Annotated in this window: 11 protein-coding genes; 7 read left to right on the forward strand and 4 right to left on the reverse strand. The window is 48.2% G+C overall.

Annotated features, from left to right (window positions below; genetic code table 11):
* Nucleotides 1-172 precede the first annotated feature (172 nt).
* On the reverse strand, nucleotides 173-1,195 hold the full coding sequence (locus FHS57_RS14345) for a sterol desaturase family protein (RefSeq protein WP_183974714.1): 1,023 nt from the start codon (nucleotides 1,193-1,195) through the stop codon (nucleotides 173-175).
* Nucleotides 1,196-1,398: 203 nt separating this feature from the next.
* Here FHS57_RS14345 and FHS57_RS14350 point away from each other — a divergent pair, with 203 nt between their 5' ends.
* Both FHS57_RS14350 and FHS57_RS14355 read left to right on the forward strand, forming a co-directional pair.
* Nucleotides 1,399-1,968, forward strand: coding sequence for a serine protease (locus tag FHS57_RS14350; RefSeq protein ID WP_183974715.1), 570 nt, complete (start codon nucleotides 1,399-1,401; stop codon nucleotides 1,966-1,968).
* Between the two features lie 57 nt (nucleotides 1,969-2,025).
* A complete protein-coding gene (locus FHS57_RS14355; RefSeq protein ID WP_183974716.1) occupies nucleotides 2,026-3,555 on the forward strand; it encodes a flotillin family protein in 1,530 nt (509 codons plus the stop codon).
* Between the two features lie 212 nt (nucleotides 3,556-3,767).
* On the opposite strand, the gene FHS57_RS14360 is transcribed toward FHS57_RS14355, so the two are convergent.
* Together FHS57_RS14360 and FHS57_RS14365 are read right to left on the reverse strand one after the other, a co-directional pair.
* Entirely contained in the window at nucleotides 3,768-4,616 is an 849-nt protein-coding gene (locus FHS57_RS14360) for an SdiA-regulated/phytase-like domain-containing protein (RefSeq protein ID WP_183974717.1), read from the reverse strand.
* 77 nt (nucleotides 4,617-4,693) lie between these two features.
* Nucleotides 4,694-5,176, reverse strand: coding sequence for a hypothetical protein (locus FHS57_RS14365; protein WP_183974718.1), 483 nt, complete (start codon nucleotides 5,174-5,176; stop codon nucleotides 4,694-4,696).
* A 109-nt stretch (nucleotides 5,177-5,285) separates the two neighbouring features.
* Here FHS57_RS14365 and FHS57_RS14370 point away from each other — a divergent pair, with 109 nt between their 5' ends.
* From FHS57_RS14370 to FHS57_RS14380, 3 genes are all read left to right on the forward strand, one after another.
* Entirely contained in the window at nucleotides 5,286-6,374 is a 1,089-nt protein-coding gene (locus FHS57_RS14370; protein ID WP_183974719.1) for an AI-2E family transporter, read from the forward strand.
* 68 nt (nucleotides 6,375-6,442) lie between these two features.
* Nucleotides 6,443-8,893, forward strand: coding sequence for a penicillin acylase family protein (locus FHS57_RS14375; RefSeq protein WP_183974720.1), 2,451 nt, complete (start codon nucleotides 6,443-6,445; stop codon nucleotides 8,891-8,893).
* A gap of 12 nt (nucleotides 8,894-8,905) precedes the next feature.
* Nucleotides 8,906-9,241 carry a hypothetical protein gene (locus FHS57_RS14380; RefSeq protein ID WP_183974722.1) on the forward strand — a complete coding sequence of 112 codons (336 nt, stop codon included), beginning with the start codon at nucleotides 8,906-8,908 and terminating at the stop codon, nucleotides 9,239-9,241.
* A 345-nt stretch (nucleotides 9,242-9,586) separates the two neighbouring features.
* Here the strand turns inward: FHS57_RS14380 and FHS57_RS14385 are convergent, their stop codons facing one another.
* Nucleotides 9,587-10,231, reverse strand: a complete 645-nt coding sequence (locus tag FHS57_RS14385) for a hypothetical protein (RefSeq protein ID WP_183974724.1) — start codon at nucleotides 10,229-10,231, stop codon at nucleotides 9,587-9,589.
* Nucleotides 10,232-10,366: 135 nt separating this feature from the next.
* Here FHS57_RS14385 and FHS57_RS14390 point away from each other — a divergent pair, with 135 nt between their 5' ends.
* Nucleotides 10,367-11,353, forward strand: coding sequence for a hypothetical protein (locus tag FHS57_RS14390; protein WP_183974726.1), 987 nt, complete (start codon nucleotides 10,367-10,369; stop codon nucleotides 11,351-11,353).
* A 47-nt stretch (nucleotides 11,354-11,400) separates the two neighbouring features.
* Nucleotides 11,401-14,283, forward strand: a complete 2,883-nt coding sequence (locus FHS57_RS14395; RefSeq protein ID WP_183974728.1) for a metallophosphoesterase — start codon at nucleotides 11,401-11,403, stop codon at nucleotides 14,281-14,283.
* Nucleotides 14,284-14,296 lie beyond the last annotated feature (13 nt).

Here is a 14,296-nt window from a genome sequence, read left to right on the forward strand (position 1 = left end):
AGCCACGAGCAAAAAAGCATTTTACCTATAAAATCGAACAAAAAACGGCCAAAGTTACCTATTAAATCAAACAAAAAAAGCTACAATTTACCTATAAAATCGAACAAAGTCCTGATAAAGAAGAGGTTAAAAACTTCCTTCTCCGAGCAGGAGGTTTCCTCCCACAAACCCACTACCCCTTTGTACCTACCAGCGCGTCCTTACCTTCCAAATACTCCTGCCGCACGACCGTAGCAGTGCGGTGGTTGCCGTCGGGGCTCCAGCCTGGAGGCATGATGGGATAGAGTAAAAAGGCTTTGAGGCTGGGCGCACTTGCCATGTCTTTCAGGAGTTCCCACACTTCACCAAAGTAGGTTTCCATAAAATTGCCTGAGTCTATCTTGCGCGTGATACCGTACTCGATAGGGATGTCTTTTCGCTCTACTTGGTACGTGCCAAATACCCTGTCCCAAATATTAATGAAATTGCAAAAGTTGGTATCCATGTACAGCGGATTGCGGGCGTGGTGCACCCGATGGTCAGAAGGGGTAAGGATGTATTTGCCAAAGAAACGTACTTTTTGCAGTCCCAATGTACCATCTTTGAACAGGTTCTCTCCTACGTGAATAAACGTGCCATACGTACCGTCAATAAACATAATGAAAAAGAGCAACTTAGGGTCTAAGCCCGCCAAAATACAAATAGAAGTCCGAATGGCATCGGCGTAGGGAGCTTCGAGAAAAAAGTGCGCGTGGGCAACCGATAAGTTCATGTCTTCGGGCGTGTGGTGCGTGGCGTGCAAACACCAAAACAGGCGTACTTTATGCCCAAAAAAGTGGTAGATAAAATGGGCAAACTCCCACACTACGTAGCCGTAGAGGAGCCAATACCAGGTGAGTGTGGCGTTGAAAGGGGCATACGGCTGTAGAGTGGCAATCATCCAGCCCGTTACGCCCAAAGAGATATAGCGTGAAATAAAACGATTGAAAACATAGATGATAAAGTTGGTACGATAGACCTTGGTCTGCGGGTTTTTCTGGGCAATGCCTAACCCAAACTCAAACACCAACAACAACGGAATCATTGGCCTCAAGGCCGTAAGGATGCCGTCTAAGGTGCTAAACGCACTGTAATCTCCACTGCTAATGATGTTGATAATGCCGTTTACGCCTAAAAAGCCTAAAATTTCTTTGTAAAGGGTTTGCAAAATTTCCATGAGAGGGCTGGTTTACTAAGTCAAAACCATAAGGAGCGTGATGGGAATATTTACTGTGCCCCCTACCGCTCATCACGCACTTACAAGGCGCCGTCACGTGATTCCAAGGCGCGACCTTAAAATCATTTCTTCCAACAATCGCTGGTAATCTACCTTTGTACCGTTATTTTTAAGTGATTCTTAACCTCTTAACGCTACCTGCTATGGAATTCCTTCAGAATGCCGACCCTTTTGTAAAAGGGTTGTGGTACATTACGCTGCCTGCGTCGTTCATTTTCCTGATTCAAACCGTTATGACGTTTGCGGGAAGCGATGCCTCCGATGGCCTCGATGCCGACTTCGACGGCGATGTGTCGCACACCGATGGACCGTTTCAATTGTTTTCGTTCCGAAACCTGATTCATTTTTTGTTAGGGTTTGGCTGGACGGGGCTTGGTTTCTACGAACTCATTTCCAATCAGTTAGCCCTCGTCATTGTTGCTACATTGGCGGGATTGGCGTTGATTGGGGTATTTTTCTTTATTATCAAACAGTTGCAAAAGCTCAACCAAAACAACGTGATGCGGCTCGAAAATGCCATCGGTAAAACCGCCGAAGTCTATCTGACCATCCCTGCCCAGCAAAACGGACATGGCAAAGTGCACGTGAGCGTTCAAAATACGCTTCGCGAGCTCAATGCTGTCACCCACCAAGCAGCGCCTATTCCTACGGGGGCGGTTGTTAAAGTGACTGCTACTTTGCCCAATGACACCTTGGTGGTGGAGCTGTGCTAATTCTCTTTTTTTGCTAAACTATTTTCATTCATTTTTTAACTAAATCTCTTTACAACCATGACTCCATTGATTACCATCGCGGTGATTGCGGTCGTTATTTTCGCTACCATTACCGCCCTTTTGGCACGTTACAAGCGCTGTCCTTCTGACAAAATTCTTGTCATCTACGGACGGACGGGAACCAATAAAGACGGCGGCACGTCGTCGGCGCGCTGTATCCACGGCGGGGGTGCTTTTGTGTGGCCCGTGATTCAGGATTACGCCTTTTTGGACTTAAAACCCATTTCCATTGAAGCCAATTTGACCAATGCCCTCAGCCGTCAAAATATCCGCATCGACGTTCCTTGCCGTTTTACAGTAGCCATCTCTACCGAAACCGACAGCATGAACAACGCCGCCGAACGCCTTTTGGGGCTTTCGATGCAGGACATTCAGGAATTGGCCAAGGATATTTTGTTTGGACAACTTCGTTTGGTGATTGCCACCATGACCATCGAGGAAATCAACTCAGACCGCGACAAGTTTTTGACCAATATTACCCAAAACGTAGAAGCTGAGTTGAAAAAAATAGGCTTAAAATTGATTAACGTCAACGTTACCGACTTGCGCGATGAGTCGGGGTACATCGAAGCCCTTGGTAAAGAAGCCGCTGCGAAGGCCATCAACGAAGCCAAAATCAGCGTAGCCGAACAAGAAAAAGTGGGGGAAATCGGAAAAGCCCTCGCCGACCGCGACCGCGACACCCGCATTGCTGAAACCCAGCGCGAACGCGATATTCAAATTGCGCAAACCAAAAAGGACAAAGAAGTGGTCATTGCGGCCACCCTCCGCGACGAAGCCATCGGAAAAGCCGAAGCCGAAAAAGACACGCGTATTAAAATTTCGGAGGCCAACTCCATCGCCGTTCGGGGTGAAAACGAAGCTCGAATCACCATCGCCAACTCCGAAGCCCTCCGCCGTGAGCGCGAAGCGGAAGCCAACCGTCGTGCCAACGCCGCCGAAAAAGTACAACAAGCAATGGCTTTGGAGGAATCGTATCTGGCTGAACAAAAAGCAGAGACCGCCCGTGCCGAACGCGAACGTTCGTCGCAGTTGGCCAACACGATTGTCCCTGCCGAAATCGCCAAACAACGCGCCATTATCGAAGCTCAGGCCGAAGCCGAACGCATCCGCGAAAAAGCCAAAGGGGAAGCCGACGCGATTTATGCCAAAATGGAGGCCGAAGCAAAAGGGTTGTACGAAATCCTGACCAAACAGGCCGAAGGGTACAAAGAAGTAGTGCAAGCCGCAGGTGGCGACCCGTCGAAAGCCTTCCAGTTGTTGTTGATTGAAAAACTTCCTGAATTGATACAAATTCAAGTAGAAGCCGTGAAAAATATCAAAATCGACAAAGTGACGGTTTGGGACAATGGCGGAAGCAACGGTGAGAACTCATCTACCGCCAATTTTATCTCTGGCATGATGAAATCGGTTCCTCCCCTCAATGACCTTTTCAACATGGCAGGTTTGAATCTTCCTGATTACTTAAAAGGCAAAGAATCGGGCGAAACTCCAACGATTCAGCTCCCAACGGATTCTAAATCGTAATGACAAAGTCCGATAGCGCGAGTGTCTCACTCGTGATGACTATTCAAAGGCTTCCAGCCTTTGAGTTTTAGTCAATAATTGAAAAGGCTAGAAGCCTAATAATGAAGATCACGAACGAGACGTTCGCGCTATCTGAGGTAATATTTACGCTTTTTGTCATTCCGTAGGAATCTTCTACCACGTTTTAGATTCCTACGGAATGACAAAAGGGACTATTTTTTCGTCACTTTCCACAGTTGTCCCTTTCGTTCGTTGGAAACTACAAAATCGGTGTTGTTGACAAAAACGATGGCTTCGGTCTGAGCACGGGCTATTTTTAGGCAATGCGTCGGGTGTTCTAAATTCATGCCTTGGGCAATGTCAAAAAGCAGCACTTTCCCGTAGGTGAGCAATGCCAGCGTTTTCCCGTCGGGACTCACATCGGCTCCTGTTACCATCGCGTGGCTATACACGCTGTCTTGGGGGCTGGTCTCGTAGCTGCCTGCTGCGTCGGGCACGGCATACATTTTCACCATTCGGTCGGTTTTACTGCGATTTTTGGAAAACAAATAGAGCTTGTTTTGGCGCCAAACCACCGCTTCACAATCAAAATTGAGCGAGTCGGCGGCGGGTGGATACGCGCGTTGGTCGGCGTACCTAACCCGAATACTCTCTACGCGCTCGGGTGTGAGCGGGTGAAATTTATAAATGACCAAATCGCGGCGATTGTTGGCGTTATTGCCCACGTCGGCGAGGTAGAGGTTGCCTCGGTCGTCTTTGGCGATGTCTTCCCAGTCTTTATTGACCAAAGGTGACAGCGGAAGCGTGCGGAGTAACGTTCCTTTTGGGTCAACTTCATAAATTTCGGCGGTGTTGCCACCGTCGTTGTGCGTCCAAAATGTCCCTTCTTTTTCCCCCAACACCAGCCCCGAAGTTTCGTGAATCTCTGGCGGCAATTGCCCTACTTGCGTTACTTTATAACGGGAGTTTGCCCGTTTGAAGCCTTCTTTTCGTCTTTCGTGGTGACAGTCGCACATCGCCACGCGCAACGTAAATGCCAGCCAAAATAGTTTTTGAAACATTTTCTCTTTTTCGGTTTACAGTTTCCTGTTTGGAGTTTCGGGTCTTTGTTCTTCTTCGGGCGGGTTGTGAGCAACCCTTAGCACGAGCGCACATTTGCCATTTGCTTTTTGCTTTCTTCGAGCGGGTTGTGAGCAACCCTTAGCAAGAGCGCACGTTTGCCCTTTGCTTTTTGCCTCTTGCCTTCTTCGGGCGGGTTGTGAGCAACCCTTGGCACGAGCGCACGTTTGCCCTTTGCTTTTTGCCTCTTGCCTTCTTCGAGCGGGTTGGGAGCAACCCTTAGCACGAGCGCACGTTTACCCTTTGCTTTTTGCCTCTTGCCTTCTTCGAGCGGGTTGTGAGCAACCCTTAGCACGAGCGCACGTTTGCCCTTTGCTTTTTGCCTCTTGCCTTCCTCGGGCGGGTTGTGAGCAACCCTTAGCACGAGCGCACGTTTGCCCTTTGCTTTTTGCCTCTCGCCTTCTTCGGGCGGGTTGGGAGCAACCCTTAGCACGAGCGCACGTTTGCCATTTGCTTTTTGCCTCTTGCCTTCTTCGAGCGGGTTGTGAGCAACCCTTGGCACGGGAGTTTGCCTTTTCCCCTTGAAAATACGTAGATTTGGGTGAATTTACCGTTTCGACCCAAATCCTCTCCAAAAATCTTAAAATTACCCTAAAAGGTTCAGTCTGACCATGCAAAAATCATTTCCTTTTTCCCTTCGACTCGCGGGGTGGCTTCTTTCCTCGGTAATTATCGTTTATATCTTGTACGTTCTCCGCGAAACCATCGTACCCCTCACCTTTTCGGTGTTATTTTCGGTGCTACTGTACCCCATTTGTGCTTTTTTAGAACGTTGGCGTTTCCCTCGTTTGTTGGCCATTACCATTGCCCAAATCATCTTTTTTGCGGTTTTGGTAGGATTGATTTACTTGGCTTCCATTCAAATCATCAGTTTTGGAGAAGAGCTTCCTCGTTTGGAGAAAAAAGCCAATTATTGGATTGACCAAGGACAAGATTTTTTAAGTGATAATTTTGGCATGAGCCGCCGTAAACAAATTACCGAAGGCCGCAAGTACCTCACCGAAGCCCTCAAAAATAGTGCATCGGTCCTGACGGGGGCCGTTGCTACCACCACAGGTACGCTGGCTTCAGCTACGCTTGTTCCTTTGTTTGTATTTTTCTTTTTGCTTTACCGCGATTTCTTCCGTCAGTTTTTTTACAAATTGTTTGATAGCCGCCACAAACGCCGCGTCGATCAAGCCATTCGGCGGATTTATGAGGTTGTACAAGGCTACCTCGTAGGACTGGTTTCGGTGATTCTGATTGTGGGAGTGCTCAATTCCGCAGGTTTGCTGCTGCTTGGCGTCCCGCACGCGGTTTTCTTTGGTTTTTTTGCGTCTTGCTTGTTGCTTATCCCTTACATCGGTTTGTTGATAGGCTCTATTTTACCCGCTTTAATGGCCTTGGTTGCGCTCGATTCGCCCATGTATTCGCTGGGAGTATTGGCCGTTTTTGGGGTGATTCAAATACTAGAAGGAAATTTCATTACGCCTTACATCGTCGGTTCTAAAGTGAGTGTCAACCCGCTTGCATCCATGATTGTCTTGATTTTTGGGGGACAACTTTGGGGCGTTTCAGGCTTGATTTTGGCCCTTCCCGTTACGGCCATTGTGAAAGTTATTTTTGATTCGGTCGAAGCCCTCAAACCTTTTGGTTATTTATTGGGAGAAGCCGAAGATCGTGCGCCACTCGACTGGCCAACATTTGATAAAAAACACTAAATTGCACCCCAATTAATTCATTTTTTTATCAACAAAATACCAAAACCAAACCCTTTTAACATTCCCCAATGAAATACATTCGTGCGTTGTTGAGTCTGCTGGTAGCTGGTGGATTGACGTACATTTTTAGCCGCCCGCTTGGGCCTGCTCCTGCTTTGGGACCTTTTTTTAGTCCGTTTACGGGTTTTTGGCAAAATGCCGAGTCGCCCGATAAACAACCCCCAGCCGACATTAAACTTCAAGGGCTAAAAGGCGAAGTTACGGTCAAATACGACGACAACGGAGTGCCGCACATCTTTGCCGATAACGACGAAGATTTGTATTTCGCCCAAGGTTTCATCATTGCCCGCGACCGTCTTTGGCAAATGGACTTTTACAGTCGCGTAGCGGCAGGGCGTTTGAGTGAGGTAATGGGGCCTTTGGCACTTGATTTTGACCGCTATAATCGTCGTCTCCAACTACCCGAAGGAGCCGAGAGATTGGCGGAGTCATTTACCCATGAGCCTACGTCTAAGCTCATTGTAGAGTCTTATTCGGCGGGGGTAAACGCTTATATTCAACAGGTTTCGTACAAAGATTTGGCCATTGAGTATAAAATTCTTGGCTATACGCCCGAAGCTTGGTCGCCGCTTAAAACAGCCTTGGTAGAAATGGTGATGCGCAAAGACATGAACGCGCGCTCGGACGACTACCGCATGGCCAATGCTTTGGCGAAGTTTGGCAAAGAAACCATGAACGACCTCTTTCCTGACTATCCCGTAGAAGAGTCGCCGATTGTACCCTCGGGCACAAAATGGGATTTTACGCCACTGGCCGTTCCCAAAGTACCCGAACTTATGAAAGCGAGCATCGCCGCCAATCTCGACCTTGAAGCTGAAAACCCTGGTATTGGCTCCAACAACTGGGCGGTTCATGGTTCGCGTACAGCCTCTGGGCTGCCTTTGCTCGCCAACGACCCCCACTTAGGGCTAAGTCTTCCTTCTATTTGGTACCAAATGCAGTTGGTTTCACCCACGGTCAACGTCTATGGCGTATGCGTGCCCGGTTGGCCAGGGATTGGCATTGGGTTCAACAAAGACATTGCTTGGGGAATGACCAACGTCGGTTCGGACGTGTTTGATTTGTTCCAAATTCAGTTCAAAGACAATACGTTCAAAGAATACAAATACGGCAACGACTGGCGCCCTGTCACGTCGAGAGTCAGTGAATTTAAGGTAAAAGGTTCGCCCGAAATCATCCGTGATACCGTTCTTTATACCCACCACGGCCCGATTCTTTATAGCCAAGGACAAAAACCTTTCTTCTCCGATTTACCCGTTGGTCATGCACTTACGTGGGTAGGTCCCGTAGCCGCAGGAAATTCAGTGAAGGCGTTGTACCTCATCAACCACGGTAAAAATTACGACGATTACCGTAAAATTTTACCCTATTTAGCCGCTCCAGGTTTCAATGTTGTGTTTGCCAGCAATCAAAACGACGTGGCCATTACCTCAGCGGGGCATTTTCCGTTGAAATGGAAAGAGCAAGGAAAATATTCGCTCGATGGCGCTAACCCTGAGCACGAGTGGAAAGCGTGGATTCCCGTGGAGCAAACACCTTACGTCAAAAATCCTGCCCGTGGCTTTGTAAGTTCGGCCAATCAGTTTCCCGCTGACCCTTCTTACCCGTATTATTTGGGGTGGAAATTTGCGCCCGCCGAACGGGGTATTCGTATCAATGAGCGTTTGGGCAACATGACCAAAGCAACCCCCGACAGCTTACGTCTCCTCCAAAATGATAATTTCAACGTAGAAGCACGCCGCATTCTGCCCGAATTACTCAAGTATTTGGAAAAAGACCCTAGCGCCAAAGCCTTGCCAGCCTACGGCGTGTTGGCCAAATGGAACTTGCGCAACGACCCCAACGAAATTGCGCCTACCATTTTTGAGCGTTTCGTAAAAGAACTGCGGCTGGCGATTTGGGAAGATGAGTTTCCAACGCAAGACGAAAAAGCGCCCATGTCACAGCCTACCCGCGACCGTACGTGGGCTATGCTCCAAAAACAACCCAATGCGAAGTGGTTTGACAACGTAAAAACGACCGACAAGGTAGAAACCGCCGCTGACATTATTACAACCACTTTCAAAGCTACCATTGACTCGCTTACGGTAAAATACGGGCCATATAATCCACAAACGTGGGTTTGGGGGACTGCCAAAGGAACTGACATCAAGCACCTTGTACCGTTATTCAAGTCGTTTTCGCGCATGGATATCATCAACGGAGGGGGGGCTAACATTGTCAACGCAACCACCGAAGCAGGTCATGGCCCATCGTGGCGAATGGTGGTGCAGCTCGACAAAACGTGGCCCAAAGCCTACGGTTTGTACCCAGGGGGGCAGTCGGGCAACCCAGGTAGCCCACACTACGACAACATGGTGGAAAAATGGGCCAAAGGCGAACTCAACGAGTTAGTGTTTTTGAAGTCGAAAGACGAACAACACCCTCGCATCAAATCAACCGTCAAATTACAACGCTAAACTCTCCGACTCATGCTTTATATTCTTATTCTTGTCATAAGCGGTATTGCTCAATTTTTAGGCCCTTGGTGGCTGATGCCCATCGTATGTTTTGGGCTTTGTTTTTGGAAAGCTAAAAATGCCAAAGAAGCGTACGGAATTGCGTTTGCCGCAGTTTCTACTTTATGGTTAGGGTATTCATTGTTCCAAAGTGTCTCCAGCGGAGGAGCATTTCCCCTAAAAGTGGCCGAAATTTTCAAATTACCAAACGCCGCCAGCCTTTTTGCCGCCGTCACCCTCGTGGGAGGATTAGTGGCGGGCTTCGCAGGTTTAGCAGGTCATTATTGTCGCTTGGCGCTAAAACCCTAGCCGTGCAAAGGGTTGCTCACAACCCGCTCGAAGAAGGCAAAGTGCAAGAGGCAAAAAGGGCAAACGTGCAAAGGGTTGCTCCAAACGTGCAAAGGGTTGCTCACAACCCGTCCAAAGGAGGCAAGAGGCAAAAAGCAAGATGCGTGTCAAGGGTTGCTCATAACCCGCCCGAAGCAGGCAAGAGGCAAAAAGCAAGATGCGTGTCAAGGGTTGCTCACAACCCGCCCGAGACAGAAACTTCAACTAACAAAAATCCCCGAGCCTTTAACAAGGACTCGGGGATTTTATTTGTAAAGAATAGTCTGTCAACTCCTCATCACTTATCTGTCATAACTCATCACTCCTCTAATAGTACCTTGGATTGCCCAACGGTAGCGCGCTGATGATGGTAATCGACGTAATATCTGGATTGAAAGGCGTTGTCAACGTGTGCTCAATTTCGAGTTTAATATAACGGAAAGAAACCCCAATTTTGGGCGCTACCGTGATGAACGCATCTTGGTTTTTGCGACGGAATGTAAAGCGGTTTTCGGTCAACAAGTCTTTGGCTTCTAGTTTACCAATGTACGAAACGCCAGCACCCAGTCCCAAGTAAAAACGAGGTTTCCAAGGTCGCTCCAAAATCCGATAGGGTGACGACAAATAATAGTCGGCGTACAACAACCCAAACGACGTGAATTTTTGCTGAATAATGCTCTTTGACTCTACATCCTCAAATGAGGGTCGGAAGAAGCCGCCCAATTTTAGGCCAACGTTAAACCGATTGGATGCCATGTAATATGGCGACAAAAACACCTGCCACGTAGGAGCTGTTTTCGGGAGAAAAAATGGGCTAAAATCGTAAGAACCACCCGCTTTCATCAAACCAGGCCCGACACCCACATTCATCCAAAAACGGCGACTGTCTTCGTCGATTTTTACAAAACGTTGAGCATACGACTGCACTCCCACTAACATGCTCAACAACGCAACTAGGTATAATTTTTTCATGTACGTAAGCTTAGTTATACTCAGCGTCAGAGCAATAAGCATACCAGTTTTATGAACGTTGCTCAAACTACCAGAATCGTTTTTAGCAATTTCCCCGTATATTTGTCTGAGAAACTATCGAAAACGATTTGTGAAATGAAGAAGTGGCTGACAATAATTGTATGGATTGGATTGGTAGGGCTGATAGGGTGCGAAAATCCATTTTTTAACGGAAGAACATCGGGAACTTCGGGCAAATGTGAAGCGGGCGCTCCCATCAGTACTTCGGAAGTCACCGACCAAGACCGTGGCTTTTTTAATCCACAAGATAGTTTGTACTACGCCACAGCCGTGTTTGGTATTTTTTACCGAGGCGGTCTGACCAATCCTTGTGAGTTGGTACGTCGGCCTATTTCGTTTAAAACGGTTCTCTCTCGTAAATTCAAAATCGTTTGGGATGGCCCCAAAGGCACTACGACCGACCGAAAAGCCGCCCGAGCCTTGATTCGATTTACCGACAAAGCGTATCGGGACGACATTGACGTCAACTTGCCGCCTGTGGACACCCTTCGGCCTTATCCGTACGAAATTTTGATTTCTCAAGACACCACCTATACCAATATTTTCACAGGACGTGAGTACAAAGTGGCCCTTCGGAAAGGTTATTCCAACCTGCTCGACGAAGTCAAATGTGCCGAAGTGAGCCTTTCTTCGACCAAAACGTTTGATAGCAATCGGGTAATTCTTGAAAACTCTACCACGGGCAGTTGGTCGCAGCGCTATTTCTTCAAAGCCTCCGACTTTGCTCAAAATGTGCAGTACGTAGTGGTTCGGGAAAAAGAGTGTGCCACTTGCAACGTCCCTATTCCCACGCTCACTGCCGAAAAATACACCATTACGAAGGGGGAAGAAATCACCTTATCATTGTCGGGCTGCCCCGTCAACGAATATGGTCAGGGGCCATTGGAATGGTTTTACCAAACTGCCAATGGCACCAAAACGCTGATGCAACGGTACAGTTACTCACCGCGCAATCAACGCAGTTTTTCGCCGCAAGAAACCACCACGTACTTTTTACGTTGCCAAGGCGAGTGGTACTGCAAACCTCAGAAAGAAGTAAGCGTAACGATTGAGGTAAAATAGGTTCTTTTGCGCAACTTTGTGGTTCGATTTAATTAATCACAATTCGCATGGCTTCATTTCTACGTAAACGCCGTTTTTTAGTCGTTGTTTGGTTTGCACTTCTTATGACCAGTTGTGCGTCCAATGCCCTTTTTGCCCAAAAAATTGTACGAGGTCCTTACCTCCAAATGGGTTCTTCAACGGGCATCGTAGTGCGGTGGCGGACAGACGTGGCGGTGGTTAGTAAGCTCACCTACGGAAGTTCTTCTTCCCAAAAAACGCAAAGCGTTAGCCGCGACGTTCCTACGACCGAACACGAAGTAAGCATCAATGGCCTTACTCCCAACTCAGTCTATTATTACGGAATCCAAGTCAACGGCACGACCTACGAAGGAGATTCCTATTATTTCAAAACAGCTCCGCCCACGGGAAGTAAGCAAAAGGTGAGGTTTTGGGCCTTAGGTGATGCAGGAGACGGTTCGCCCAACCAGCGGGAAGTACGCGATGCTTATTTAAAACGTATTCAAAACGACAACCGCCAAACCGACGCTGTTTTGTTTCTTGGAGACAATGCCTATGCCATCGGTACCGACGAAGAATACCAGAACAATTTCTTCAATATTTACCAAGATTATTTCTTCAAAAACAACGTTATTTGGGCCATTCCTGGCAACCATGAATACTATTCGGGCGTGCAAAGCCGTCGTGAGATTGCCTATTTTCAAATCTTCTCCCAACCCCAAAACGGCGAGTCGGGCGGTGTTCCGTCGGGCTCCGAAATGAATTATTCGTTCGATTACGGCAATGTACACGTAGTAGCCTTGGACTCTTACGGCATTGAGCAAGACAAATACCGATTGTACGATACGCTCAGCCCACAGGTAGAATGGCTCAAAAAAGACTTAGCCGCCAATCGCCTTCCGTGGACGATTGTGATGTTTCACCACCCACCTTACACCAAAAACTCGCACGACTCGGATACCGAAACGGAATTAGTTCTTATTCGACAAAATCTAAACCCTATTTTAGAGCGATACAAAGTTGATTTGGTACTGAGCGGTCATAGCCACTTGTATGAACGTTCGCGCCCTACGCGGGGTCACACAGGACTTGCCCCGACTTTCAACGAAGCCGCTCATTTGACCAGCACTTCATCGGGCAAATACGACAATAGCCCAAATTCGTGTGCGTACGTCAAAAACGGAGGTGATGAGGGCGTTATTTACGTAGTCGCAGGTTCTTCGGGGCGTAACAACGGACTCGATGGGCCAGCCCACCCCGCAATGCCTTTCAAAAACTTCCAAAACGGAGGTTCGGTCGTTATCGAAGTCGAAGACAACCGCCTTAACTATGAATGGCTTTGTAACGACGGTGTGGTTCGTGATCAATTTACGATTTTCAAAAACGTCAATAAAACGACGCAACTCAAAGCGCGTCACGGAGAAGTTGTGACGCTCACCCCTTCGTGGAAAGGCGCTACCAGTTGGTCTAATGGCAGCAACCAGCCCACATTGTCCTTTACCCTAACGGGCGACACCACCCTTACCGTTCGCGACGAAGCGGGTTGTTTGTTGGACCGTTTTGTAGTTTCGGTAAGCGACAAGCCCGCCCTTTCTTTCGATAAACCTCTGGCCAATGCCTGCGCAGGTGCGGCACTTTCGGTTCCTTTTTCGGTAACCAACACCGACCGCAATCGCTGGAAATACACCTTGCAATTATCTGACAATCAAGGCAATTTTTCACAACCCGTCACCCTTTCCACCGAAAGTAACGAAGCATTTTCTGCCACCTTACCCACCACACTCCCTTCGGGCGACAACTATCGCTTGCGCATTGTGGCCAACGTCGCGGGGATTGCTCCAGTTGTATCGGCCAATTTTAGCATCCAACAAAAACCTTCGGCAACCTTGAGCGGCGCAGCAACCATTGAGGCAGGGCAAAGCACCCCACTTACGCTCCAATTTTCGGGCTCAGGACCATGGACGTACCAGCTTTCGGGCGGCCCCGCTGCGACCACTTCCACCAACCCATTGACCATCTCCATTTCGCCGCTTACAACCACCACTTATACCGTCACCTCCGTAAGCAATGCTTGCGGGACAGGCACCACCAACGGAAGTGCACGAGTGGAGGTAACGCCCAAAATCACGGCTCAAATGCCTGCGGGAGTTATACTTTGCGATGAATCGGTGTTTGATTTGCCTTTCACCGTCACGGGAGGATTTGATACAGGCATTGGGTTTGAAGCTCAATTATCGGACAAAGAAGGAAACTTTACCACATCTCGCACTGTCGGAAGTGGCAGCCAAAGTCCCCTTAAAGTTACGATTCCTGCCAATGTAGAAATTGGTGGAAATTACCGTTTACGCATCAAACCGACCCAAAATGCCAACGCGAACCTCACACCAAGCGACGTTTTCTCGCTCAAACAACGCGCCAAAGCAACCCTTAGTGGCGACACGACAATTGCGTTTGGAGGGGAAGCTAAGCTAAAATTAAGTGCTCAAGGCACGTTTCCCGTGACGTACGTTCTTTCCGACAATAACACGGCCACTATCTCCAGCAACGCTCAAACCATCAGCGTAAAACCAGCCTTAGAAACCACCTATACACTAAAATCAGTGACAAACGTATGTGGAAACGGAAGCGTTGGTGGCAATGCGCGCGTGAATGTTCTTCTCACGGCCATTGCGCCTGTTTCTGACGAAGACTTGCGGGTATTGCCCAACCCAACCCACAACAAAGTCAAAGTAGAAGCTAAGGTCTTTGGACAAAAATCAGGCGATTGGGAATTATTGGATGCGCAAGGAAAAACCCTCAACAAAGGACACTTCCGAAAAGGAACATTGCACGGGCTTGACATATCACTCGAAGACACCGTCCCTGGCGCCTATCTGTTACGTTTTGTAGTAGAGGGGCAAACGATTGTTCGCAAAGTTGTGAAACTGTAAACAACCCTTTTTG

Origin of the sequence: Runella defluvii, from assembly GCF_014195535.1 — a bacterium.
GTDB classification, from domain to species: Bacteria; Bacteroidota; Bacteroidia; order Cytophagales; family Spirosomataceae; genus Runella; species Runella defluvii.

Excerpts from the sequence above, each read along its gene's own strand:
- FHS57_RS14385 (WP_183974724.1), bottom strand. The coding sequence starts at position 10,231 with ATGAAAAAATTATACCTAGTTGCGTTGTTGAGCATGTTAGTGGGAGTG.
- FHS57_RS14375 (WP_183974720.1), top strand. The coding sequence starts at position 6,443 with ATGAAATACATTCGTGCGTTGTTGAGTCTGCTGGTAGCTGGTGGATTG.
- FHS57_RS14395 (WP_183974728.1), top strand. The coding sequence starts at position 11,401 with ATGGCTTCATTTCTACGTAAACGCCGTTTTTTAGTCGTTGTTTGGTTT.
- FHS57_RS14345 (WP_183974714.1), bottom strand. The coding sequence starts at position 1,195 with ATGGAAATTTTGCAAACCCTTTACAAAGAAATTTTAGGCTTTTTAGGC.
- FHS57_RS14380 (WP_183974722.1), top strand. The coding sequence starts at position 8,906 with ATGCTTTATATTCTTATTCTTGTCATAAGCGGTATTGCTCAATTTTTA.
- FHS57_RS14355 (WP_183974716.1), top strand. The coding sequence starts at position 2,026 with ATGACTCCATTGATTACCATCGCGGTGATTGCGGTCGTTATTTTCGCT.
- FHS57_RS14350 (WP_183974715.1), top strand. The coding sequence starts at position 1,399 with ATGGAATTCCTTCAGAATGCCGACCCTTTTGTAAAAGGGTTGTGGTAC.
- FHS57_RS14360 (WP_183974717.1), bottom strand. The coding sequence starts at position 4,616 with ATGTTTCAAAAACTATTTTGGCTGGCATTTACGTTGCGCGTGGCGATG.
- FHS57_RS14390 (WP_183974726.1), top strand. The coding sequence starts at position 10,367 with ATGAAGAAGTGGCTGACAATAATTGTATGGATTGGATTGGTAGGGCTG.
- FHS57_RS14370 (WP_183974719.1), top strand. The coding sequence starts at position 5,286 with ATGCAAAAATCATTTCCTTTTTCCCTTCGACTCGCGGGGTGGCTTCTT.